The sequence below is a fragment of the Acinetobacter gerneri DSM 14967 = CIP 107464 = MTCC 9824 genome (genome assembly GCF_000368565.1).
Taxonomy (GTDB): Bacteria; Pseudomonadota; Gammaproteobacteria; order Pseudomonadales; family Moraxellaceae; genus Acinetobacter; species Acinetobacter gerneri.
This window is the reverse complement of record NZ_KB849542.1, coordinates 274,581-299,807: the sequence shown is the minus strand read 5'-3', so window position 1 is coordinate 299,807 and position 25,227 is coordinate 274,581. Positions and strand designations below refer to the sequence as shown.

Here is a 25,227-nt window from a genome sequence, read left to right as displayed (position 1 = left end):
ATTGTGATGTCTAAAATGACGAGATCTAAAAAGATCATGGCTAAAATGTGGCATGTCCATAGAGTGGTGTTTTGTTGTTTTCACCTGCAATTTCACGTACCAATTTGGGGACGAGATAGCCGGGTAACTCTGCCAAGATTTGAGTATAAAGCGCGTCAATTTTATCAGTTTCTAAATCAAAATGATGAGCACCTTTGACTTTGTCTAAAACATGCAAATAGTAGGGCATGACACGTGCCTCAAAAAGTCTTTGACTTAAAGCAACCAAAGTGTCGGCATTATCATTTACACCTTTCAATAAGACAGCTTGATTGAGTACAGTAATCTGTGCTGTAGCCAAACTTAAAAGTTTGGAACAGGTGAGGTCATCAAGCTCTTGAGCATGATTGGAGTGTACCACTAGTATGCTACGTAGCCTACTGTTTTTTAAAATAGAAATAAACTCATCATCCACTCGTTCAGGAATCACAATTGGAACACGAGAATGGATTCGAAGTGTTTTAATCTGCGCAATTGACTCCAAGCGTTCGACCCAAAGTGCAAATTTTCGATTGGATAAAGTCAAAGGATCGCCACCACTTAAAATGACTTCATTAATCTCTGGATGCTGCCCTAAATATTGTTTGATATCGGGCCAATCATCATTTTTGGGCAGATTTTCTTGATAAGGAAAATGTCGTCTAAAACAATAACGGCAATGTACCGCACAAGCACCTGTTAAAGTCAGCAAAAATCTAGATTTATATTTATGCAAAACCCCTGGCAATTGATTGGCAGCTTCCTCACCCAAAGGATCTGTCACAAAACCTGCATGTTCTTCTAGCTCAAGATGATGGGGCAGTACTTGTAAAAGTAGTGGATCAAAGGCATTATTTTTTTGCATCTTCCCGACAAAGGCACGCGGTACACGCAGCTTGAATTGTTCAGTTGCGAGCACTGCACCTGAGTAAAGGGCATCTGAAGATAAATCCAGTAATTCAAGCAATTCAGCAGGGTCGGTTACGAGGTCACTTAACTGTTTTTGCCAGTTTTGTGATTGATATAAATAATGAGTCATGCGGGAGATTTTTTTACATTTGATTTTTGAAATAACGCGGCACTAAAGCAGCTTTCAAAAAATAAGGGTTCAATATAGGGATTTCGCAAAATAAAAACATGCAATAAGCAGATACAACAAGCAAGTCGTATTCTGCATGTGCAAGCTAGACAAAGCGTGTGAAATTGTCAAGTTTAAGCCAGATATGTGGAAGTGTTTTTAAAATATTTTTTGTATTGAAATGGCATAAATGAAAATTTTTACTCTGTATTGAGCCGAAATCAGACAAAAATGTGCTTTATCGAGGGTCAACATAACAAATTCACAGCGACAATGAAATTTTATACATTGATTCAACCTCTATTGCTCATTTAGAATATACGCGGATCCGATGCATTTACTGTATCATTAAATATTGATTGTCTTAATGTATAGAAATTTGTTGATATTTCACATGGATTGTAAAATACGCAATTGATGTCGAATGTAAATAAGTTTTGATTGGAGTCGCAAGACTCGCTGCATTATTTGATTTAAGTTAGTAAGTTTGGAGTGTGCCAGACATGGCCTATTATTCTACAAATGATTTCAAGTCAGGCTTGAAAGTCATGCTTGATGGCAACCCGTGTTCAATCATGGAAAACGAATACGTAAAACCAGGTAAAGGACAAGCCTTTAACCGCGTTAAATTACGTAACCTCAAAACTGGTAAAGTACTAGAAAAAACCTTTAAATCTGGTGATTCATTAGAAGCTGCAGATATCGTTGAAGTAGAAATGAACTACTTGTATAACGATGGTGAAATGTGGAACTTTATGGATCCAGAAAGCTTTGAACAAATTGCTGCTGATAAAGTCGCTATGGGCGATGCTGCAAAATGGTTAAAAGACGATTCTAACGAAACTTGCACAATCTTATTATTTAATGGTGTTCCATTAACAGTAAGCGCGCCAAACTTCGTTGTATTGAAAATCGTTGAAACTGATCCAGGTGTTCGTGGTGATACTTCTGGCGGTGGCGGTAAACCAGCTAAACTTGAAACAGGTGCAGTTGTACGTGTTCCATTATTTGTTCAACAAGAAGAAAGCGTTCGCGTAGATACTCGTACAGGCGATTATTTAGAACGTGCTTAAGTTTGAACGTGCATAATGGTGTAGAAATATACTATTATCGAAGGGATGATGAAAATCATCCCTTTTTTTATGCCAAAGTATAAGATGAAAATAAAAAGATGAGGAGTAGAGTCAGATGTGATTGGATTCACATGAAATGCATTACGAGTAAAGAAAAACAATGGATCTGCTTTTTGTATTCAGAATGTGAGGTATGAATGGAAAATATTCAAAAAAAATCTACGCCTGTCTCAAAACTGATGTGGGCGATAGTTGCTGTCATTGGAGCGGTATCGTTTGGGATACTGGCAGTAAGTCGGGGTGAACACGTAAATGCAGTCTGGTTAGTCCTTGCTGCGATCTGTGTATATAGCATTGCTTATCGATTCTATAGCTTATTTATTGCAAATAAAGTTTTTGGTTTAGATTCTCGCCGTTTAACGCCCGCAAAGCGGTTGGCGGATGGACTTGACTATGTCCCTACCAATAAATACGTTTTATTTGGCCACCATTTCGCAGCCATTGCTGGAGCAGGACCTTTAGTTGGTCCTATTTTGGCTGCTCAGATGGGGTATCTACCTGGGACAATCTGGCTTTTAGTCGGTGTTGTACTTGCAGGGGCAGTTCAAGACTTCCTTGTGCTCTTTATTTCTACTCGACGTGATGGTAAATCACTGGGTGAAATGGCTAAAGATGAGCTAGGTTCATTTGCGGGTGTTATTGTCATGCTTGGTGCGCTAGGTGTGATGGTGATTATCTTGGCAGTACTTGCTCTGGTTGTGGTTAAAGCATTGACCAACAGCCCATGGGGTGTGTTTAGTATTGCAGCAACCATTCCAATTGCACTCTTTATGGGTGTGTATATGCGTTTTATTCGTCCGGGTAAAATCTTTGAGGTTTCAATCATTGGTTTTGTCTTGATGATGCTGGGCATTATTTATGGTGGTCACGTTGCACAAGACCCGTATTGGGGACCTTTCTTTACCTTGACAGGCACTCAATTGACTTGGTGCTTGGTGATTTATGGTTTCATTGCATCTGTTCTTCCTGTTTGGTTGTTACTTGCACCGCGTGATTATCTATCTACATTCTTAAAAATTGGCGTGATTGCAGGTCTAGCTGTTGGTATTGTTGTTGCTATGCCAATGCTTAAAATGCCATCAGTTACACATTTTATCGACGGTACAGGTCCTGTATTTGCGGGTTCATTATTCCCATTCTTATTTATTACCATTGCCTGTGGTGCGATTTCAGGTTTCCACGCTTTGGTATCGTCTGGGACTACGCCAAAACTGGTTGAAAATGAAGTTCACACTCGTATGATCGGTTATGGTGGTATGTTGACAGAATCATTTGTCGGTATCATGGCGATGATCTGTGCGACTGTACTTGATCCGGGTGTTTATTTTGCGATTAATGCACCAGCAGCAGTACTCGGTACGACCGTTGAAACAGCTTCAGAAGCAGTAAAAAATCTAGGCTTTGTGGTTACACCAGAAATGTTGAGTCTATTGGCTCAAGAAGTCGGTGAAAAATCTATCTTGTCTCGTACAGGTGGTGCGCCAACATTTGCAATTGGTATGGCACATATCATCTCTGAAATTTTCAACAGTCGTGCCATGATGTCTTTCTGGTATCACTTTGCGATTTTATTTGAAGCACTATTCATCTTAACTGCGGTAGATGCAGGAACACGTGCATGTCGTTTTATGGTGCAAGATACCGTTGGTGTAGTTATTCCAGCAGTTAAAGCATCACATAACTTCTTTGGTAATATGCTGGGTACTTTGGTTTCAGTTGCAGCTTGGGGGTATTTCGTTTACCAAGGCGTGGTCGATCCTCTTGGTGGTATCAACAGCTTGTGGCCTCTATTTGGTATCGGTAACCAAATCTTGGCAGCAATGGCATTGACACTCGGTACGGTCATCTTGTTCAAGATGAAAAAAGAAAAGTATGTTTGGGTGACGATTCTTCCAACGATTTTCTTGGTTGTCACTGCAATGACTGCGGGTTGGCAAAAGATCTTCCATAGCAATCCTAAGATTGGTTTCTTGGCTCAAGCAGATAAGTTCTCAGCAGCAATTGCTCAAGGTGAGATTTTAAAACCAGCCAAATCAATCGCTGAAATGCAAACGATTGTTCTCTCTAACCAAATCAATGCAGCGCTTTGTGGCTTCTTTATGATCGTGTTAGTGGTCATGATCATTGCATCATTTGGTGTGGTTCGCCGTGCACTTGCAAGTAAAATACCTACAGTAAAAGAAGCACCAGCAGTTTATGATGATGCCGAAGACACTGTAGTTGCAAACAAGCAACTTTAAGAGGTGAGTGATGGATCTAAAATTTGGAAAAAATGGAAAAACTGTGATTTATAACATCATCAAGATGACGATTAAATCACAAAAACATTTGATCTTTTCTCCAAAGAATTGGTCACGTATTGCAACACTTTGGCAACGGTTACAGCAAAGTTTTCGTTTGATGGTGGGTGTGCCAGATTATCAAACCTACCTTGATCATATGAAAAAACATCATCCTGATCTCAGTCCGATGGACCCGAAAACTTTTTATCGTTACTGTGTGGATGCACGCTATCCAAGTGCTGCTAACGGCGCGATGAAAAAATGTCCATGTTAGTTTTGAACTAATTGAAAAAACGGTGTATGAAAATACGCCGTTTTTTATGGGTTTTATAAAGTGAAAAGTCTGAGTTTATTTTATATGAAAAGGATGCATTTCTAAGTTATTTTGTATTCACACTTTATAAGTGGCGGACTAGGTTTCGGATGGTATTAGAAGGACTTATGTACTTTAACCATAAATCTAAATGTCTAGCAAATAAGGATGAGCTGGTTCAGGACTCGAACCTGAATATACGAAATGAGAGATATCATTTCGATGCTTTCCCCTCAGCTACTTCAGCTCAATTAAGTATAGATTAGCATAGCATTTAAACTAGCTGAATTAGCTCAATTTATTATTTTGATAATGTACTTGCAACAAGAGAAGATCAATTTTTGTTGTCAAAGAATTAAATGCCTAACAATTTGATTTTATTGTATTTTGTATGGTGAACATTTTCTATTTAACTTAGTAAGTTAATGTTAACAGTCACTTAACAGATTTAAACCTTGCTTTTGCGGTTTTTTACGGATTAGTAATGATAAAAATTTTAAAAATAGCTAGGGATAAAGACGTGTTATTAATCACTTAAAGCTCACAGAAATGTGGGCTTTTTTGTTGTTAATTGAGCTAAGATGTTTATACCTAAACATGGATTAGATTGACAATGAATACTGCAGAATTAGAAGAGAAATACGATGCTTTCTTGAAAAGCTATCGCTTTCCAAGCGATGTAAAAAATAGATTTTTAAGGAAGAACGCTGAATTGGATAAGCTATCAAGGATGGCTGATAATTTGGCGTGTAATATACTATTTTTAAAATATTATTTTGAAAAGGCTAGAGTTGGTGAAGATCAATACAGTATGGCAAGTAATTACGCATTCATAGCTGACGGTAAAGAGATAGTTGTGAATATGAATGAATCTCCTGATTTTAAAGACAAAGAAGTTTACTTGAAATGGCTGTTAGATGTTATTAATAACTAAATGAGCTAAAGGATTTTCTTTACACCATTGGCTCATAGAGTATCCACCTTATAATCGGGCAATCACAGCTTAGAATTTTTCTGATAGCATTATATATTTAACCCTATATTACTTGATTAATCTTGGATATATTAGCTTGATGTTTTTTAGTAAATAGACAAAGAGAGGTAGCCATTTTTTGATTTGTAACCAATAACTGTGCTGTTATTTGATAATTAAGTATGATCTAAATACTAAGAGTAATTAAAATATGTATTTTAAAATGATGATGATTCGTAGTTCATCATAAAACATCAATTAAGAAGCCTAAATTAGGGTCATTAAAACTATTTTAATGACAGACAAACAAAATTATCTAATGGACTTTGTTGACTCTTTAATGCTTGTTCCAATTCTGGTTGTAATTTTATCGCTTCTAGGGCGAGTTCTTTTTTTGATTCAGAAATCTTGTTAGAGTCCTCAATTTTTAAATATTTAATAATAAATTTGTTCCCTGTGCATAATCCATCTATGGTTTGGACATTAATCATACTTTCTTGATCAGTGCTAGCTAGTTTAATTTCTTCACTTAAATTTTTCCCCACACTTTTATACAACTCTTCGAATGTAATGACTTGCTGTCCTGCCAAAGACATTATTTCATCGTATATTTTTGATTGATTTTTCACTTCGTTGTAGGCTGTTTTATATAAATAAGTTAATTGACTTGTCTGATTATTCTGGGCATAAATTGCCGCTTCTTTTGCTTGATCGAAGCTTTTATTTATATCTTCTTCAGTCCATTTTTTAGCGTTAGCTGTTTGCCCACACGCCATTAACATAATGGCGAAGCTAGATATTATCGTTTTATTTAAGATACGCACCGGGTTTCCTCCTTTTTTATTTCCAATTATCAAATTTAGAAAATACGCCGTTTTTGTTTAGAGAAATAATATCATTATTGAGAAGGGCTTAGTCTCCCAGATATTTTAAGGTCCTTCAGTTTAATCCATCCAGATGTGTCATTTCCGTTTTTATCAATATACATAACATAGAGCCAAGTTTGGTTTTCATTTTTAAATTCTTGATATCCGATTACCGAGTCACCCGTGATTATAAACAAGTCTTTAATTTTACATTGGCTAGATGGTGCAGAGTGAAAATAGCTCCGAAATCCTTTTGGTCCTGTGACGACGAAATTATATTTTGTACCATACATAGTGCCATTCTCATCTGCAATTTTATCTAATTTGTCACAAGCTGAATTAGCTAATGCTCCAAAACTCAAAGTAGATAATATTGCTAAAAGTAGTATCTTTATCATTAATATTATTCTCATAAAGTTGTATAAATAAAGAGAGTATCACTTCAATAAGGAATGTAAAGCAAGCATCTTCGTCATGGATCTGCGTGCAACAAAACGATAGGGCTAAATTTGAAAATGAAATGACCAACGCTTATTACAGCAATTCAATAATCTAAACTCAGCTGTATTTTTATACTGAAAATGAGTAGCTTGATTAAAGTTTAAGGAAAGTAGAATATGAATAAAATTTTAATCGTTTCTTGTATTTTAAAGAGTTTTAGGCTTCTCTCATGTAGATATAGTAAGTGATGTTCTTAATAATAAGAAAGAATTTTCTAAATATGTAAGAAGATGGGAGGGGATTCGGATGAAAAAAATATTTATTTTTTTGGTTTCTTTCATAAGCTGTTTTCCAGTTTATGCCCAAGAATTGCAGTGCAGTAAAAACTATCCATTATTTGAAAAAATGATGGAAGATAAAATGATGATAATGAAAAATGGCAATTTTGAGGAAGTTTCACGATTTAAGGATAAATATGCCTATTCAACTCTTTTTGAATCAAAGCATCTTGGAAAAATGTTTACAGGTGTTAAATGGGTCAGTCCTGAAGAGTATGCAGATCGTGTTAAGCGCGTAATGGATGATGTTAAAAGTGGCTTTATCGTTGATGATGGGAATAAGTTATTTCCTATAAAATATAACGGTATACTCTCAGCTGGTGAGGTTTGTGTTATACCTGTTGAGGCTCGGTTTATTATTAATGGCAAAGAGAAATTAGATCGGAAATATACAATTTATGTAAGGAACTTAAAGACGAATGAGTGGAGGGCTTTTATTTACTCCGATTACATAAGTAAGGATGATTTTAATGAATTTTTTCCTGACTTCCCGAAAAATATTGATCTCTCAAAAGTAGACTAGAACATTCTTCAAAAGATTTGGAGTTTTACATGCAAAAAGTTTTGATAACTATATCGATTCTAATTTGTTCAAGTTTATCGCATTCAGAAACTGTAAGTTACGTTCTATATAATAAGGAAGGGTTGTGCGATGCAGCGAGCTATTAAGCGTCATTAGCATTTGAAGGGCATCAGAAAGGTGAAGAAAAGAAAGAATATCTTGAAATGATTGATGAGAGTAAAGAGATACCAAGCGCAAAAAAGAATTATTTTAAAAGACTCTTAAATGATGCATATCGTAAACCTATTTATTCCTCCGAAGAAGCAATGAAAAGTGCACGTTTAAAGTTTAATGATAATACTTATAAGAATTGCATGAAGCCAGATTCAAGTGCATCTAAATAGTTAAATACAAAATATACAACGGCCCCTCACTGAGTGGGTTTTTATTGGGAAAAAATTATGAAGCATTTGGGGTGAGTTTTACGGTGCAGTTGAGGAAAGTGTGAAACCATTTCGATATTCGATATTCGATATTCGATATTCGATATTCGATATTCGATATTCGATATAGTGGTATTTTAAATAATAGATCCTTAAAAATTAATTTAATTATAATAGGTTGAATTTGTGAAAAAAATACTTCTGATTGTTTTATTGTATTGCGGGCAATTGTATGCACAAGATAATGCAAATCCCGTCCAAGCAAAAGAGTTTAATTGTCAAATGATGAGCACATATGTTGAAGCTGCAATGTACGCCCATCAAAATGGTAAAGATAAAAAAGAATTCACTGATAGTTTGGATAAAACAGATAAAATTTCAGAGGATACTAAGCTGCTCTATAAAGGGATTGCGATCATGGCATATGAAAAATGGCCAATTTATCTAAGTCCCGTTGAAAAAGAGAAGGTGGTTAAATTGTATTCAAAAATAATATACGACAGCTGTAAAGAATAAACTTTTCCTAAGCCCACTCGCTGAGTGGATTTTTATTGGAAAAAATTTATGAAGCATTTGGAGCGAGTTTTACGGCTCAGTTGCGGAAAGTTTAGACATTTTAAAATATATTTGTTATTTTTCTAAAAACTAATAATAGGTAAATTGAAAATGAAAAAAATCTTACTAAGTCTGCTTTTACTATTTCCAGTATTGTCTCACGCCAATGATGTAATCGCATTTGATGGAGAATGCTATGTTCAAGGTAAAGATAGTACGACCAAAACTTGCCAAATAGCGATTACAAGCGAGAATGGATCTAGTTATCAAATGTTGCAATTAGATAAAAAGTACTATTTAGAGCAAGGACCTAATGGTGAGTTGCTGAACTTAGATAAAGCAAATTATGTATTTGAGGCACCAAGCGATTGCTACAATACTTGCGGCTTTAAAGTTGGTACTAGTGTTGATAAACTGAAGAATGCAAAAAGACTTTTTAGAGATTATAAGACCAAAAAAATTGTAACTGAAAACAAGGATGGTGATTGGATTTGCAATAAACAAACTCAAGGTAATCTTGAGGTTTGCTATGTGATTAAATAGATTTTGATAAAGATCTTTACTTGATATTTTTAATGCAATTATTTTTTAAAGGCGGATTCAAGCAGCAAGTGCAACAGTATAAAAACCAGCCATAACTTCACTTGGCGTATACCAGCCTAGTGTTTTTCTAGGACGATGGTTGAGTGAAAATTCTATCTGCTCTATTTCATCGTTTGACACGTCATCAAACGATGATGATTTTGGCAGATATTGCCGGATTAAACCATTCGTATTTTCATTTCTAGCTCGCTGAATAGACTTGTAAGGATCAGCAAAATAAGTATCTATGCCGACATCAGTAATTCTTTTGTGTTCGGCAAATTCCTTTCCATTATCAAATGTTACACTATAAGCATGGCTCATTCGTAAACGATCTAATGCACAAGTAATCGTTTTAGAGGATGCTCTCGTTGACCCTAAATGAACAATATGTACGTACAGGCTCTTTCGATCAACGAGGGTTAATAAAGCTCCTTTATGATGTTTACCAATCACCGTATCACCTTCGAAATCTCCTAAACGTTGTCGCTGATCAATGACCTGGTCTCGGCAATGAATACTTGTTTTATCAATGATTTGCCCTCTACGATCCGTGTTTTTGTAACCTCGTTTTCGATATTTCTTCTGATGCCTTAAGTGTAGATGGAGGTTACCTCCTTGTGATTTATCTTGATAAATGTGCTGGTAAATCCACTCATGTGAAGGTACATCCAGCCAACCGCGTTGTGTTAAAGCACCTGAAATTTGTTCTGGTGACCAGTCTAAGCCAATTAAGTAATCAATATAAGCGAAGGCAAATGCTGTCATGGATGATGAAGGATGGTACCGTCTTTGACTTGCAAATTTCGCTGCCTGTTGAGCTCTATATCCACGTTGCCCAGTATTTCTTTTTAACTCACGGTAGATGGTTGATCGTGAACGCCCTAACTCCCGAGCAAGGCTAGCGATTGAACTTTTACTTTTCAAAGTAGCATAAATTTCGTATCTTTCATCTTGAGAAAGTTGGGTGTATTTCTTCATTGTGTGCTTTCCAATTGCGAGTTGAAAAAGTCTAATGATTCTATGAATACACCTAACTTTTTCAACTAACTACAAGTGTGTTGCACTTGGGATTTGAATCTGCGAAAAAAGAAAAGGTCTAATGAAAAGTTTAATCGCTATAAGCCTTATGTTTGTGTCGATCTCAGCGTTTGCACATGAGAATCCAGATCGAAAAGGGCAATGCCTCATTGTAAGTGGGAAAAACAGCCCTCAGCCTTGCGTAATTTCCTCAGGTGGTGGTGCTGGAGGGATGTATACGATTTTAAATATCAATAAGAAACAGTATCATATTGAAGAGTCCACTATGTGTGAAGATGATTGTGGGATTTCACTGGGTAGTGATTTAAATCATATGAAAGATGCATCACATTATTATCTAGATGCTAAAACAAAGAAAATTGTTAAAGAACCTAAGCCGAGTTCAACAGTTTGGAATTGTTATAAGCAAGTCAGGGGCAACTTAAATGTTTGCTATGCATTGAGATAATAAAACAAGCCCACCTCGGTGGGTTTTTTAATGGGTGGAATTTATAGCATGGGATAAAAAACTAACTGATTTTGCATTTTCGATCTAAGATAATGCGGAAAACACATTAAAAATTATCAATAGAAGTTGTTTAGTCATTAATGATTGGAAGTCCAGTTATGGAAAATGGCAACAATATGGCGATGGGCATGCACTTGTTTCTATTGCCTCAAATTCTAATGCACCAAGCTGGGTGAAAAGTCGTTGCATGTTGGTTGAGAGAGGAGTAGTAGGTTGTAATTTAGTGCAGAATAGACTGAAAAGTTACATAATCTTGGCGTAAATTATGCCGAATTTTAGCTATTTTATACAGCATTTAATGATTTTGATGAAATTTCAGACATAAAAAAAGGCTTGCAAGTTGTTGATTCTAACTGCAAGCCTTTGATTTTATTTGGTAGGCATATCCAGACTCGAACTGGAGACCTCTACGATGTCAACGTAGCGCTCTAACCAACTGAGCTATACGCCTATATGGCACGAATCATATTGATTTTTTTTGCTTTTGACAAGAAAAAAAAGTCAAATTACTGCTATAAGATCATTCTTTATACAAGATGAGGCAAAATATATAAAACATGGGTTAGATCAAGAATTATTTTTACGAAAATGTGACTTTTGTCACATTTTTAAGTTTAATTATGTTAATATATATTTCGTTCATTAACCATTCAATAGATAAATTGTTTAGCTATGAAAGCAATGATTGTTACATTAGGTTTATTTTTTTCTATTTTTGGCATCGGATATCTTTCACATCAAGATTCTGAACAACAAAAAAGAGCAGAAATGGATAAAATTTTCCAAGAAGCACAAGCTTCAAATACAGATGATTCGGATAGCAATTATCCCTATGATGCTGATTTATATAAAGCCAATAAAAATATTTAGAACGAGCTTTTAAAAAGAGCAGATGAATGACGTTTAAGTTTTACTAAAACATTTTGTTACTATGCTATAATTTTCCGCGATGAAATTCTAACTTAACTACATTGTTCATATTACCCAATGTTACATTGAAGCTGCATTTAATTTGCAGCTTTTTTAGTTCAGTTAGTCCCGATTTTCTGATGTTGAAAAGTGGCGTATTTCTTGCAAGTTTGCAATCGACAGCAAATCTTATTTCAACTCAATATATTTAAAAAGCTTAGACCTATATAGGGGCTAAATATGACAACTCCCAATTCTTCAGCAGGTGTTTTAGAACGCTTATTTAAATTAAGTGAAAATAAAACAACTTTTCGAACTGAAGTATTAGCTGGTTTAACTACATTTTTGACAATGTGTTACATCATCATTGTAAACCCAATGATTCTCTCTGAAACGGGCATGGACCACGGTGCGGTATTTGTCGCGACATGTTTAGCTGCTGCGATCGGATGTTTGGTTATGGGTTTGGTTGCCAATTATCCGATCGCTTTAGCACCGGGTATGGGGCTAAATGCATATTTTACTTATTCTGTTTGTATTGGCATGCATGTGCCTTGGCAAACTGCATTGGCGGCAGTCTTTGTTTCAGGATTGATTTTTATTGCGATCAGTATGTTTAAAATACGTGAAGCAATCGTCAATGCGATTCCAATGTCACTCAAATTTGCGATTGGCGGTGGGATCGGTTTGTTCTTAGCACTGGTTGCTTTGAAAAACTCAGGCATTATTGTGGCAAATAAAGCGACTTTGATTGGTTTAGGTGACATCAAACAACCGACTGTGTTATTGACATTACTCGGCTTTTTCTTGATCGTTATCATGCATCATTTCAAAGTTCGTGGCGCAATCATTATCAGTATTTTGGTGATTACTGCACTTTCTACTTTAATGGGCTTTAACGAGTTTAAGGGTGTTGTAGGTACGATTCCTTCAATTGCACCGACATTCTTACAAATGGATTTTGTTGGTCTATTTGAAGCAAGTTTGGTTGGGGTGATTTTTGTATTCTTCCTTGTCGATTTGTTTGATTCTACAGGGACTTTGGTTGGGGTTTCTCATCGTGCAGGTTTGCTCAAAGATGGTAAATTACCACGTTTGAAAAAAGCTTTATTTGCTGACTCTACAGCGATTGTTGCTGGTGCAGCGCTTGGTACGTCTTCAACCACTCCATTTATTGAGTCTTCTGCTGGTGTTGCGGCAGGTGGTCGTACTGGTTTGACTGCGGTTGTTGTCGCAGTACTTTTCATTGCTTGTTTGTTCTTGGCTCCACTTGCACAATCTGTTCCTGGTTTTGCTACCGCTCCTGCATTGTTATTTGTAGGTGTGTTGATGATTCAAGGGATCACCAATATTGATTGGAATGACATCACTGAAGCTGTTCCAGCATTTTTAACCATTGTCTTTATGCCATTTACGTATTCTATTGCAGATGGTATCGCGATGGGCTTTATCAGTTATGCTTTAGTCAAACTGTTTACTGGTAAGGCTGCAACTGTTCCTTATATGGTTTGGATCATTGCTGTGTTATGGGTTATTAAATTTGTCGCATTTGGCGGTTAATTTTTCTTTCAATAAAAGGGTGTAAACTTTAGTTTGCACCCTTTTGTTTTTTGCCTTTTAAATAGTTTCAGAATCATCGAATTTTGAATAGAAAAAATGAGGATTTTAAGTGAATAATGTAGAACTTATTCGAACGCTCCCTAAAGCCGAATTGCATGTGCATATCGAAGGGACATTTGAGCCTGAATTGATGTTTGAAATTGCACAGCGCAACCAAATTCAAATTCCTTATGCTTCTGTAGAAGAAGTTAAACAAGCCTATAATTTTCACAACTTACAATCATTTTTAGACATTTACTATGCTGGGGCAAATGTCCTTATTCATGAACAAGATTTTTATGATCTTGCATTTGCTTATTTTAAAAAATGCCATGAAGATCATGTGGTTCATACAGAAATTTTCTTTGATCCACAAACACATACCGAACGTGGTGTGAGTTTTCAAACTGTTTTAAATGGTTTGAAAAAAGCATGTACTGATGCAAAGACTCAATTTGGTATTAGTTCACATTTGATTATGTGTTTCTTGCGTCATTTAAGCGAAGAATCAGCTATTGCGACACTTGAACAAGCATTGCCTTATAAGCAAGATATTATCGGTGTAGGCTTAGATTCGAGTGAAATGGGGCATCCACCTTCAAAATTTCAAAACGTCTTTGCTAAAGCACGTGAAGAAGGTTTGTTGGTTGTCGCGCATGCAGGGGAAGAAGGACCTGCAGAATATGTTTGGGAAGCGTTGGATTTACTGCATGTCAATCGTATTGATCATGGTGTGCGCTCAGAGGAAGATGAGCAATTGATGCAACGTCTAATTGCTGAAAAAATGCCATTAACCGTATGTCCGCTCAGCAATTTAAAACTCTGTGTGGTATCGGATATGGCTGAGCATAATATTCATCGTATGTTACAGCAAGGCGTTAAAGTTACAGTCAATTCAGATGATCCAGCTTATTTTGGCGGTTATATGAATGACAATTTTTATGCGATAGAAAAATCTTTAGATTTGAGTCAAGACGATCTAAAACAACTTGCGATTAATTCTTTTGAAGCATCTTTTATTACAGATGCAGAGAAAGCGAAATGGATCGAAGAAATTCAAGCAATCGTCTAAGCTCGCTTAAACTGCATCATCATATCGTTGGATTTAAAACGATATGATGCATCTAAATGTTTTTTGCAGACAGTACCGCATGTGCTGTCTGTAAATGATTTAACAATATTTTATTTGCTGATCGATATAAAAATAAGGCAAATATTTGACCTATATTAATAATATTATTTATTTGAATAATCTTTAAAATTGGCAACTTATAGATCTGTAGAGTAGGATAGGATTCTGAACATTTGATTTATGTTAGATACAATGAATTTTTTTGCTAAAACCATCACAGTGGCACTCTGTTTGATTTGGATGAGCACAGTCCAAGCAGAAGAAATGGACTCGATCACTGACTTGATGCAGACATTGAAGACCAAAACACCTGAAATAAAAGAAGCAGAACCAGTTAAACAACAAGAAATTATTAAAAATTATAAAAAAGAATATGTGCTTGATTGGCTAGTAAAGCCAAAAATAGACGTTTCAGCTACAGATATGAAAACTTATAAAAATCCAGTCAAAATAAAAATGACGGTTTTAGGTTCTGCTGGCTTGGTGATTAAATCAGATATTTTAAAAAGCTCTGGCTCAAAATCATTTGATGCTAAAGTGATTCAGGCTTTGGCGTCAGCAAAAATTCAACCAATTCAATATGCAGATCAAACGGTGATTTATGAATTGGTTCATGAGTTTTCTGTTGCAAATTAATACGAATTGAGATTTTCAATATTTCAATAGCATCAAAAAAAGCCAAAATAGCATGACTATTTTGGCTTTAGTAAATAAGAGGATAAGAAATAATTATAAAATCTTTTTCAATCGTTCAATCACTTGTTCACATTGCGCAATATCCGCAACCAATGCCATACGTACATGGTTTTCTCCAGGATTTCCGGTTTCTGTTTCACGTGATAAATAACGACCCGGAAGCACTTTGATATGTGCCTTTTCCATTAACATTTTGGCAAAGTTTTCATCGTGATCAACTTTTAGCCAATAATAAAAACCAGCGTCAGGCTTTTTAAACGGAAGCAATGAACCAAGTTCTGATTGGAATAAATCAAATTTTGCACGATACAATTTACGATTTTCTTCGACATGTGCTTCATCATCCCAAGCTTTGATCGAAGCAAGTTGATGTTGAACAGGCATAGCTGCGCCATGATAGGTACGATATTTTAGATATGGTTTCAATAAATTGGCATCGCCAGCGACAAAACCTGAACGCATACCCGGTAAATTTGAACGTTTAGAAAGTGAATGGAAAACCACACAATTTTTATAGTCATCACGACCAATTTCGGCACAAACTTCCAGTAAGCCAGTAGGTTCTTGGTCAAACCAGATTTCTGAATAGCACTCGTCTGATGCAATAACAAAGTCGTATTGATCTGATAAAGCAATTAATTTTTTATATTGTTCTTTAGAAAGGACAGCACCTGTTGGGTTGCCCGGACTACAAACAAATAACAATGCAGTTTTTTGCCAAACTTCAGCAGGAACTTGATCAAAATCACCGAGGTAATTATTTTCTTCAGTACAATTTACAAAATAAGGTTTTGCACCTGCAAGCAGAGTCGCACCTTCATAAATTTGATAAAAAGGATTTGGCATCACCACATAAGGTGAATCTTCACGTTTAACCAAGGCCTGTACAAATGAGAAAATTGCTTCACGTGTACCAGATACAGGTAGTACATGATCTTCACTACTGATGTGATTTAATTTAAAACGACGAGTGAGCCAATTAGCAATACTTACACGAAGCTCAGGCAAACCTTTGCTGTTTGGATAAGTTGAAAGATGATTTAAATTGTCAATAATCGCTTGTTTTACAAACTCAGGTGCAGGGTGCTTTGGTTCCCCAATTGACAATGGAATCAAAGGTAGATCTGCTGGCTTAACATCCTGAAAAAGTTGATTTAACTTTTCAAATGGATAAGGATGTAATAACGACAAACTAGAGTTCATAAAACAATTACCGATCAATAAATTAATGTTGGTTCACTTGATTTGATGCTTCATCCAAAGCGGCTTTAAGCTGGGTTGCCAATAGAGACGCTTCTTCATCAGTCATCGGTGTACCATCTTTTTTGGTGACAAAGAATATATCTTCAGCACGTTCACCTAAGGTTGCGATGCGGGCAGAGTGAATATCAAGTCCTTGCATCATAAATAAACCACCGACACGTGCCAACAAACCCGGTTGGTCAAGTGTTGCGATTTCAACCATATTTTGCAATAGGGCTTCATTTAATGTGATATCTACTGTAGTTTCAATATCAAAATGGCGCAATTGACGTGGAATACGACGTTGCATCAAGCTTGGGTATTTATCAGAATGACTCAACGCATTAACCAGAGCCTCTTGCACTGTTTCTTCACGCTCAGGATCTGTGAGTAGAGTACCAAAACGATCCAAGACTACATAAGTATCTAAACTAAATGCTTTTGTTGCCGTAATAATCCGCGCATCTTGTACATCGAGATTCATACGATCGAGTACAGCAACGGTCGTGGCAAATAAATTGGGTTTATCTTGGGTGTAGATAAAGATCTGAACCGCATCTTGTGCTGCTTTTCGGTGCGCACGCATGAGCACGATTGGTGCAGGATTGTCGCCGTGCTGTAAAATGGCGCGGGTATGCCAAGCAATCTCGTCAGCAGATTCTTTAATGAAATATTCATCACCCAGTTCTTGCCAAACTTTTTCAACTTCATCGAGTGAAAAATCATTGACTAAAAGTTCACTCGCAGCAAATTTGGTGTCTTCGATTAACATTTGATAATCGACAGGGCGATCTAGGCCTGAACGGATCACATCACGGGCATGTGTATAAAGTTGACGCATCAGTGATGCACGCCAAGTATTCCAAAGTTTTGGATTGGTCGCATTAATATCTGCAACAGTCAGGGTGTACAGATAATCTAAGTGCTCCATATCACCCAGTTTTTCTGCAAAATTCTGGATCACATCAGGATCGGAAATATCTTTTTTCTGAGCTGTGATGGACATAAATAAATGATTTTGAATCAACCATGCCACAAGATTACATTCACGTTCGGTAAAGCCATGCGCACGGCAAAAATCTATTGCATCTACAGCGCCGAGTTCACTGTGATCACCACCACGACCTTTGGCGATATCGTGGAAAAGTGCAGCTAAATAAACAATATCACGACGTACTAATCGCTGGAAAACGGAACTAACGACAGGATAATCTTTGGCAAACTCAGGCTCTTTAAAACGATTGAGATTGCGGATCAATAAAAGGGTATGCGCATCAACCGTATAGATATGGAACAGATCATATTGCATCAAGCCCATGATTTGACCAAAGGCAGGAATATAAGCACCCAATACCCCATAGCGTTTCATAGACAACAAGGTTTCATATAAACGATACGGGGAGCGAATAATGGCCATAAACAAGGCTTGATGCTCTGGATTATCACGGTATTGTTGATCAATCCGTTTTGCTGCCAAGATCAATAAACGCAAGGTGCGGGCACGTATTCCTTCAATATCAGGCCGATTCGCCAGCAAATAGAAAATTTCTAAAATTGCACTTGGCTTTTCTGAAAAAATCTTATGATGTTGTACGGCAAGTTTGCCATCAACCAATTTGAAATGATCGTTAATGTTTTCAATTTGACGTTCATAATTGGGTAAACGCGGCGTAATAACAGACTCATTGAAATACGCTAATAGCATTTCATTGAGGGTACTGACCTGCTGTGCAGTCCGATAATAACGTTTCATGAACTGTTCAATTGGATAGTTGATATGTTTACCTTCTTCTTTTACATATCCAAATTTAGCAGCAATTTCACGTTGATAATCAAATAATAATCGGTTTTCATCACGTTTGGCTAAACGGTGTAAATGGTGACGGATTTCCCAAAGAAAGTTTTCAGCCTGTTCGAGGATTTGTAGTTCAAATTCGGAAATAAAACCCAAATGAACCAAATCATAAATACGATTGACTCTAAAATGACGCTTAGCAATCCAACCAATTTGGTTAATATCTCGAATGCCGCCCGGTGCATTTTTAATATCAGGTTCTAAGTTACTTTCAGTATTATTATGTTGGGCATAACGTTTGGCTTGTTCCTGCATTTTCGCATCAAAGAAGGTTTTATCCGTCCAAGTTTGCGAAACGACACGACGTGGCCATTTTGCAAGATGTTGATTACCAATAATTAATCGTGCTTCAATTAGCGCTGTTGCAACGGTTAAGTCATTGGTGGCTTGTTCAAAACAGCAGCGAATGGTACGGACACTGACACCCGGTTTAAAATTGCCGACATCCCACAGTGAGGAAATAAATTCAGTGACGATTTTTTCTTGTTCTTCGCTTAAATCTTCTTCCGATAAAATCATGATATCGACATCAGAATAGGGCAGCATTTCACGTCGGCCATAACCACCAACAGCAAATAAACCCAGATCGGTTTTGTCTAAACCAACATGATGCCACAAGAAAATTAAAGCTTCATCAATGAAATTTGATCGCGCTCGGACAATATCTCGAATCGGATGACCCTGTTCAAAAGCCTCCTGAAGCTGTTGCTCGACATCTGTACGCCATTGATTAATCGCCTGAATATCGTGATGACTACTCACGTAATTCAACAGAGGAGAGGTATTGATCATATAAATATTGTCCGAGTTTTATCAGGAACTGCCGATCAATTATCCGAATTGTATTGCAATTCAGCTAAGTGCTCAGCAGAAATCCATATACTAATTATTTAAATTTACACTAACTTTTGCAGCTGATTCACTCGCAAGTTCACGTGCTTTATCAGTTGATTCTGCACGTGCTGTAGCCACGCCCATACGACGACGTTTAAAGCCTTCTGGTTTGCCAAATAAACGTAAATCAGTATCAGGGTTTGCTAAAGCAAGATTTAAGCCAGAAAATGATAAGTTTGTCGAATCGACTCCAGCATAGATTACCGCACTTGCTGCAATACTATGGCGAGCAGTATTTACAGGTAAACCTAAGATCGCACGGGCATGCAATTCAAATTCACTTTGGAACTGCGATGCTAAAGTGACTAGACCTGTATCATGTGGGCGTGGTGAAACTTCGCTAAACCACACTTGGTCACCTTTTACAAAAAGCTCAACACCAAAAATACCACAGCCTCCTAAAGCAACAGTGACTTTATTTGCAATACGTTTAGCTTCTTCTAAAGCAACAGCAGTCATAGGCTGAGGTTGCCAGCTTTCAACATAATCACCAGAATCTTGACGATGACCAATTGCATCACAGAAATGTGTCTCTACAACGCCAGTTTCAGGATTTTTAGCACGAACTGTGAGAAGGGTAATTTCAAAATCAAAATTGATTTGTGATTCTACGATGACTTTGCCTTGGTTTACTCGTCCACCTGTTTGTGCATATTCCCAAGCTGCGTCAACTTCGGCAAAACTTTTTACACGAGATTGACCTTTACCTGAAGAAGACATGACGGGTTTGACAAAGTTTGGATAGCCAATGTCATCACAAGCAGCACGGAAACTTTCCAAAGAGTCAGCAAAACGATATGCAGAAGTCGGTAAACCCAATTCTTCAGCTGCAAGACGACGAATACCTTCACGATTCATAGTCAAATTGACTGCTTTTGCTGAAGGAATAACAGTTGCGATTTTTTCTTCTTCAATTTCAACTAAAACCTGAGTCGCAATCGCTTCAATCTCAGGCACGATAAGATTTGGTTTAATTTTTTCGATTAAAGCTTTTAATTCGGCAGGATCCGCCATATTTAAAGTATAAGCAAAATGCGCAACTTGCATCGCAGGTGCATGATCGTAACGATCTGCGGCGTGAACTTCTACTCCTAGACGTTGTAGAGAAATCACCACTTCTTTGCCCAATTCTCCTGAGCCTAAAAGTAAAACTTTAAATGCAGAAGACTGAAGTGGAGTACCAATAGTCACGCTCATACGATTCATCCATGCTTAGGAAATGGGACTTTAAGCATAGCAGAACTTAAGCCAGTGTTAAGCCTTGATTTACATAAACTAATCGTTTTTGTCGAACAAAGCTGACGATTATGATCGGAAATTTGACTCTGATAGAAAATATGCAAACTAAGTTATTATAATTAAAAGTAAAAATAAACGAGACGAAGCGCATTTTTCATAGATATAACTAACAAAATTAGATTGATAAAAATCAAACTTGATCGCAAATAATATTTTCATCAGGATAAATATCATTTGCGAGAGATTAGATTTAAAAAAACCAATCCCATATGCCCTTATAGCTCATTTTTAGGAGCTTTAAGTGCGTTATATTTTAAAAATTTTAGCCTTAAAATGCGTTGGGAAGGTAGGTATAGACCAGTCCATAAGCTAAGGCGGCAGTTAAAGTTGCAGGTACGATTTTCTTAAATTTGAAATACAAACCCGTGAGTACAATAAAACCGACTAACATGGCAAAGCTTTTATTGGGTGTTTCGATTAAAGGGGGAAGCGTTGCAACGACAAGCATCGAACTGATCGCAGCAATGCCAATACTACCTAAGGCAATTTTTAGCCAAACTGCGCCACGCTGTTGTTTATTTTGATGATTTTTTTGAATAAAAAATAAAGGACCAAAACGCGAAGCAAAGTTTGCGATTCCCACCACGATACCGACTAAAATTATTTCAAGATTCATGTGATGCTCCTGATGGATCTACGGGATGATCATCATGTTGTTTTAAAATATAATATTTGAATAATCCTGCGATTATTCCAGCAAAAATACCAATAAAAATTGCAGCAGACATATTGATAAAATAACAAGCTAAGATCGCTGTAATGATCGACACACCAACCACCAAAGTGTGTTTCTTTTCAAAGGCTGCGAGTAAGAAACTTAAAAATAAAGCAGGAAGTAAAAAGTCGAGTGCGGCTTGCAAAAATTGGGGTAAATGGCTGACTTGATTTGAAAATAAGCCACCTAAGAATGATCCCAATGCCCACGACAGCCAACTAAAAAGACTTAAACCGAGCATCCAAGATTCAGACCATTCTTGACGACGTTGTGACAATTTAATCATGCCACTGGCAAAGACTTCATCTGTAAGCCCCCAAGCCCAGACTGCCGTTTTTTTTAGATTAAGCTTATCTTGAATGAGGTTTTGTAAGGCGGGACCATAAAGCACATGGCGTATATCCAACGCAATTACAGTTAAAGCCGTCATCCAGATCGACGTACCACTGCCTAACAGGGCAACGACTAAAAATTGACTCGCGCCTGCATACATGGTGCAAGATAAAAATAATGCTTCCCAAGCACTAAAACCAAATTGGGTTGCCGAAACACCAAAAGCAAATGATACAGGAAGATAAGTAAAGATAATGGCTTGACTATCTTTTGCGCCTTGCCAAAAGCCAGCAGGCTGGATTTGATCTGTTTTAAGTTCAGACACAAAATACCTTGCGAGAGAAGAATTGAAAAACAAGATTGTGTATTGTACCCGAATTTACTAGCATAGGAATGAATTAGTTTATTTGGGTAAGCAAGTATGTCTACGATAAAACCACGATCATTGTTACTGATAACAGTGTTCGCAAGTTTATTTGGATTACAGGCATGTGGAAATTCTAATGATCAAACGACAGATCAAAAGAATAAAGTTGAAATCAAAGCAGCACCTAAATTGACCAATGATGCAACAAGCTATGCGCATGAAGCATGGAAAATGATGAACAATGTAGATCCTTATGTTTATCGTAAACAGTTGAATCTCATCGAAGAAAAGGTCAGAAAACCAATCAGAAAGTTGAGTACAGACTGGCGGATCAATGTCAAAATGACGGACTCAGTAACAGAAGGCAAATACGCACTATGTCGTAAAGCTTTAACCAGTTTGGATAATTGGGCGCGCGCCACTTTGGAAAAGAAAGATGGCGATTTGCTTGAAAAACAAAAAGAATATGAGCGCGATAAAGCCTTGTGTAAAGATGCTATAGATAACCCAAGTTTGGGTAATACTAAAGCCAATAATAATATTTTTTAAATGATTTATATGACAAAAAAAAGCGAGCATTTGCTCGCTTTTTTATTAGAAAATAATTACTGAGTTTTGGTCGCTGTTTTAGCGGCTTTTTCTGCAGGTTTTGTGTCAGCCTTCGCTTTTGCTTTCGCTTCAGAAGCAGCAGCGGCTTTTGCTTTTGCATCCGCAGCAGCTTTTGCTTTAGCCGCTTTATCATTCGCTTGAACAGCAGCAGTATTTGCTTTAGCTGCACTATCTTTAGCTTTTTGACTATCATCTTTCGCTTTTACTGCAGTAGCTTGTGCTTTATTTGCATCTTTTTTTACAGCTTTCGCAGCAGGTGCCCCAGTAGATGTGACACATTTACCACCTTGATGATGAGGACCAACACCGCCTGTTAAAGTTGTACCTTTAGGACACGCAAAAGTTGTTGCGCTGATCATCGCTAAAACACTTGCAGCGATTACCGTTGTGATTTTCTTCATATTCGTCATCTTATTTTGATAAGGCATTAGCACCTAAGCATAATTTAAATATGTGACAAAGCTTTGAAAAGCATTTTTTTGTTAAATAAAGCAATGAATTATAGCTTTTTGCATCTACGTGCACATTTTAATTTTGATTTAAGTTTTTTGATTAAAGATAAATGATTTGCTGTTTGTAAACCTAAGAAAAAGTGATGTGAATTATTGAAAATAATGCTTTTGAGTATTTGAAATTTTTTATCAAAATTATAATAAGGAAAGTCAATTTTTTAGATATTTATTATTTTAACTAAGTGGCCGTTTATTTTCTTTTATATTGATTATAGAGGGTCTTTATATTGGATTTAATTGTTTATTTTTCTTATGACATAAAGTTATCATGAATTTGGTTTATGATTTATGGTTTATTGAATTTTACTAATATTGAAAAATTGTGTGATTAATATATTTAAATAATAGTTGCTAAGATTTGATGGTTTTAATTTTGATTTTTTAAAACTATTATGGATTTTTTACAATATGAAATAATTCAAACTATAAGGACAAAGGGTGTAGTTGTGGTTATATTTTAAATTTATTGGGCTTTGGTAATGAATAATCGTAAATAAATATAGTGTGTTAGCGGTTTTTTGCTCAAATGTTTTAAATGCTTAATTTTATTTCGTAATTAGTTATTTTTTAGATATACATTTGTATATTTTAATTATTAAAAACAATGTATAAGCAATATTTATTTTCATATAATGCTAAAAAAAATCTTAAATTTATATAGTTAACTTATTAATATATTGATTTATATTGATTAATGCTTTTAAAAAAATATTAAAAATAATACGTATTAAAATTATAAAATGAATCATTGGAATTTTAATATATTTTAGGGGGTATATATGAAATACATTAACGTGATCTCTAAGCAAAATCACAATGTAATTGAGTCAAAATTAGATGATAATATTATAGTCAAAGAAAATTCAGTTGTGCTTATAGATGCAAATTTAGAAGATGTACAAAAAATCGAAAGACAAGGTAATGATTTAATTATCCATTTTAAAAATGGAGAAATCTTAAAAATAAGTGATTTCTACAATGAGAATAATACGGCAGATAATAGTCTTGTATTTAAGGATGATGAAGCTAAGTTATCATGGATTCAACACTTAGAAGATACTCAAATCATTGATAAATCAATATATTATCAATCAATAGATGAGCTAGAACCACTGCTTTATGAGCATGATGCAGGCTTTTTGATTGGTACACCATGGTTATTTGCAGGTGGCGTATTGGCAGCAGGCGGTTTGATTGCGGGTCTAAGCAGCTCTAATTCAAAACATGAGACTTCCACAGAAGATAATACGATTGCTCAGCCAGTTGCACCAATAAAATATATTAATGATATTAGTGGTGGAATAATATATTTGAGTATCGATAAGATTTCAAATGATGATACGCCGAGTTTTGTGATTCAAAATTTAGCAAATGGTCAAACTGCTTTACTCTATGTCGATGGTGTGAAAGTCGACGCGATTTATGATAAAGCTTCGAATACCTTAACACCTAAAATTCCACTTGCTGAGGGTACGCATGAGATTAGCTATATTATTGTTAATCAACAAGGAAATGTAAGCTCGCCAAGTGATAAAGTAGTCATTACGATTGATGTAACAGCACCAATTGAACCAAAAATTACTACAAATAATGCTTCAGGATTAAGTGGTAGCAGCGAAGCCAATGCATTGATCACGCTTGATTTGGGCAATGGCAATACTTTGACCACAACAGCCAACAGTCAAGGCAAATGGTCATTCGCCCCAAACCCGATTGCAGATGGTGAAACAGGTAAGCTGACGGTAACCGATGCCGCAGGCAATGTTGGTTCATCGATTACGACTGATAAGGCCGATACGGTTGCACCACTCGCACCAAGTGTTGAGCAAAATAATGCAGCAAGTTTGTTAGGTACGAGCGAAGCCAATGCGCTGATCACGCTTGATCTAGGTCATGGCAATACTTTGACCACGACAGCCAATAGTCAAGGCAAATGGTCATTTGAACCAAATCCGATTGCCGATGGTGAAACCGCAACACTTACTGCTACAG

Annotated in this window: 24 protein-coding genes and 1 tRNA gene; 14 read left to right on the top strand and 11 right to left on the bottom strand. The window is 36.3% G+C overall.

The window, feature by feature from the left end; translation table 11 throughout:
• Positions 1-40: 40 nt before the first annotated feature.
• Positions 41-1,057 (bottom strand): EF-P beta-lysylation protein EpmB, encoded by a 1,017-nt coding sequence (gene epmB / locus F960_RS06955; RefSeq protein ID WP_004861331.1) that lies wholly within the window; start codon positions 1,055-1,057, stop codon positions 41-43.
• A 542-nt stretch (positions 1,058-1,599) separates the two neighbouring features.
• Between epmB and efp the strand changes: the two genes are divergently transcribed.
• The 4 genes from efp to F960_RS22925 all read left to right on the top strand — a co-directional run bounded on the left by efp (position 1,600) and on the right by F960_RS22925 (position 5,758).
• Entirely contained in the window at positions 1,600-2,169 is a 570-nt protein-coding gene (efp, locus tag F960_RS06950; protein ID WP_004861329.1) for an elongation factor P, read from the top strand.
• A gap of 197 nt (positions 2,170-2,366) precedes the next feature.
• Positions 2,367-4,469 carry a carbon starvation CstA family protein gene (locus F960_RS06945; protein WP_004861326.1) on the top strand — a complete coding sequence of 701 codons (2,103 nt, stop codon included), beginning with the start codon at positions 2,367-2,369 and terminating at the stop codon, positions 4,467-4,469.
• 7 nt (positions 4,470-4,476) lie between these two features.
• The gene (locus F960_RS06940) at positions 4,477-4,785 is read left to right on the top strand and encodes a YbdD/YjiX family protein (RefSeq protein ID WP_171066249.1); all 309 of its coding nucleotides are present in this window, start codon (positions 4,477-4,479) and stop codon (positions 4,783-4,785) included.
• Positions 4,786-5,437: 652 nt separating this feature from the next.
• The gene (locus tag F960_RS22925) at positions 5,438-5,758 is read left to right on the top strand and encodes a hypothetical protein (RefSeq protein ID WP_004861320.1); all 321 of its coding nucleotides are present in this window, start codon (positions 5,438-5,440) and stop codon (positions 5,756-5,758) included.
• A gap of 326 nt (positions 5,759-6,084) precedes the next feature.
• Here F960_RS22925 and F960_RS06930 read toward each other — a convergent pair whose 3' ends face one another.
• Both F960_RS06930 and F960_RS06925 read right to left on the bottom strand, forming a co-directional pair.
• A complete protein-coding gene (locus tag F960_RS06930; protein WP_004861317.1) occupies positions 6,085-6,621 on the bottom strand; it encodes a hypothetical protein in 537 nt (178 codons plus the stop codon).
• Positions 6,622-6,695: 74 nt separating this feature from the next.
• Entirely contained in the window at positions 6,696-7,061 is a 366-nt protein-coding gene (locus F960_RS06925) for a hypothetical protein (protein WP_004861315.1), read from the bottom strand.
• Between the two features lie 349 nt (positions 7,062-7,410).
• On the opposite strand from F960_RS06925, the gene F960_RS06920 reads away from it, so the two are divergent.
• From F960_RS06920 to F960_RS06905, 3 genes are all read left to right on the top strand, one after another.
• Complete coding sequence (locus F960_RS06920; RefSeq protein ID WP_004861313.1) at positions 7,411-7,965, top strand: hypothetical protein; 555 nt, start codon at positions 7,411-7,413, stop codon at positions 7,963-7,965.
• Between the two features lie 608 nt (positions 7,966-8,573).
• Complete coding sequence (locus F960_RS06910; RefSeq protein WP_004861312.1) at positions 8,574-8,903, top strand: hypothetical protein; 330 nt, start codon at positions 8,574-8,576, stop codon at positions 8,901-8,903.
• A 150-nt stretch (positions 8,904-9,053) separates the two neighbouring features.
• Positions 9,054-9,485 (top strand): hypothetical protein, encoded by a 432-nt coding sequence (locus F960_RS06905; protein WP_004861310.1) that lies wholly within the window; start codon positions 9,054-9,056, stop codon positions 9,483-9,485.
• 57 nt (positions 9,486-9,542) lie between these two features.
• On the opposite strand, the gene F960_RS06900 is transcribed toward F960_RS06905, so the two are convergent.
• Positions 9,543-10,505, bottom strand: a complete 963-nt coding sequence (locus F960_RS06900; RefSeq protein ID WP_004854881.1) for an IS30 family transposase — start codon at positions 10,503-10,505, stop codon at positions 9,543-9,545.
• A gap of 121 nt (positions 10,506-10,626) precedes the next feature.
• Here F960_RS06900 and F960_RS06895 point away from each other — a divergent pair, with 121 nt between their 5' ends.
• Positions 10,627-11,013: a hypothetical protein gene (locus F960_RS06895; RefSeq protein WP_035374497.1), complete on the top strand. Its 387-nt coding sequence runs from the start codon at positions 10,627-10,629 to the stop codon at positions 11,011-11,013.
• A gap of 434 nt (positions 11,014-11,447) precedes the next feature.
• On the opposite strand, the gene F960_RS06890 is transcribed toward F960_RS06895, so the two are convergent.
• A tRNA-Val gene (locus tag F960_RS06890) sits at positions 11,448-11,524 on the bottom strand.
• Between the two features lie 230 nt (positions 11,525-11,754).
• On the opposite strand from F960_RS06890, the gene F960_RS06885 reads away from it, so the two are divergent.
• From F960_RS06885 to F960_RS06870, 4 genes are all read left to right on the top strand, one after another.
• Entirely contained in the window at positions 11,755-11,943 is a 189-nt protein-coding gene (locus tag F960_RS06885) for a hypothetical protein (RefSeq protein ID WP_154650733.1), read from the top strand.
• A gap of 279 nt (positions 11,944-12,222) precedes the next feature.
• Positions 12,223-13,542 (top strand): NCS2 family permease, encoded by a 1,320-nt coding sequence (locus tag F960_RS06880; protein ID WP_004861303.1) that lies wholly within the window; start codon positions 12,223-12,225, stop codon positions 13,540-13,542.
• 109 nt (positions 13,543-13,651) lie between these two features.
• A complete protein-coding gene (locus F960_RS06875) occupies positions 13,652-14,653 on the top strand; it encodes an adenosine deaminase (RefSeq protein WP_004861300.1) in 1,002 nt (333 codons plus the stop codon).
• A 252-nt stretch (positions 14,654-14,905) separates the two neighbouring features.
• Positions 14,906-15,349, top strand: coding sequence for an energy transducer TonB family protein (locus F960_RS06870; protein WP_169333006.1), 444 nt, complete (start codon positions 14,906-14,908; stop codon positions 15,347-15,349).
• Between the two features lie 93 nt (positions 15,350-15,442).
• Here F960_RS06870 and dapC read toward each other — a convergent pair whose 3' ends face one another.
• The 5 genes from dapC to F960_RS06845 form a co-directional block, all read right to left on the bottom strand.
• A complete protein-coding gene (dapC, locus tag F960_RS06865; protein WP_004861294.1) occupies positions 15,443-16,612 on the bottom strand; it encodes a succinyldiaminopimelate transaminase in 1,170 nt (389 codons plus the stop codon).
• 22 nt (positions 16,613-16,634) lie between these two features.
• Positions 16,635-19,298, bottom strand: coding sequence for a [protein-PII] uridylyltransferase (gene glnD, locus F960_RS06860; RefSeq protein WP_004861292.1), 2,664 nt, complete (start codon positions 19,296-19,298; stop codon positions 16,635-16,637).
• A 90-nt stretch (positions 19,299-19,388) separates the two neighbouring features.
• Positions 19,389-20,606, bottom strand: a complete 1,218-nt coding sequence (purT, locus tag F960_RS06855; protein WP_085945818.1) for a formate-dependent phosphoribosylglycinamide formyltransferase — start codon at positions 20,604-20,606, stop codon at positions 19,389-19,391.
• A gap of 361 nt (positions 20,607-20,967) precedes the next feature.
• The gene (gene ygaH / locus F960_RS06850; protein WP_004861285.1) at positions 20,968-21,315 is read right to left on the bottom strand and encodes an L-valine transporter subunit YgaH; all 348 of its coding nucleotides are present in this window, start codon (positions 21,313-21,315) and stop codon (positions 20,968-20,970) included.
• Positions 21,305-22,048, bottom strand: coding sequence for an AzlC family ABC transporter permease (locus tag F960_RS06845; protein ID WP_171066252.1), 744 nt, complete (start codon positions 22,046-22,048; stop codon positions 21,305-21,307). Before F960_RS06845 ends, ygaH begins: the two co-directional genes overlap by 11 nt.
• Before the next feature lie 120 nt (positions 22,049-22,168).
• On the opposite strand from F960_RS06845, the gene F960_RS06840 reads away from it, so the two are divergent.
• Positions 22,169-22,663, top strand: coding sequence for a hypothetical protein (locus F960_RS06840; protein WP_004861278.1), 495 nt, complete (start codon positions 22,169-22,171; stop codon positions 22,661-22,663).
• A gap of 56 nt (positions 22,664-22,719) precedes the next feature.
• Here the strand turns inward: F960_RS06840 and F960_RS06835 are convergent, their stop codons facing one another.
• Positions 22,720-23,124, bottom strand: a complete 405-nt coding sequence (locus F960_RS06835) for a hypothetical protein (protein ID WP_035374501.1) — start codon at positions 23,122-23,124, stop codon at positions 22,720-22,722.
• A gap of 890 nt (positions 23,125-24,014) precedes the next feature.
• Between F960_RS06835 and F960_RS22630 the strand changes: the two genes are divergently transcribed.
• Positions 24,015-25,227 (top strand): BapA/Bap/LapF family prefix-like domain-containing protein (locus tag F960_RS22630; RefSeq protein ID WP_004861273.1); only part of this gene is annotated, 1,213 nt, incomplete at its 3' end.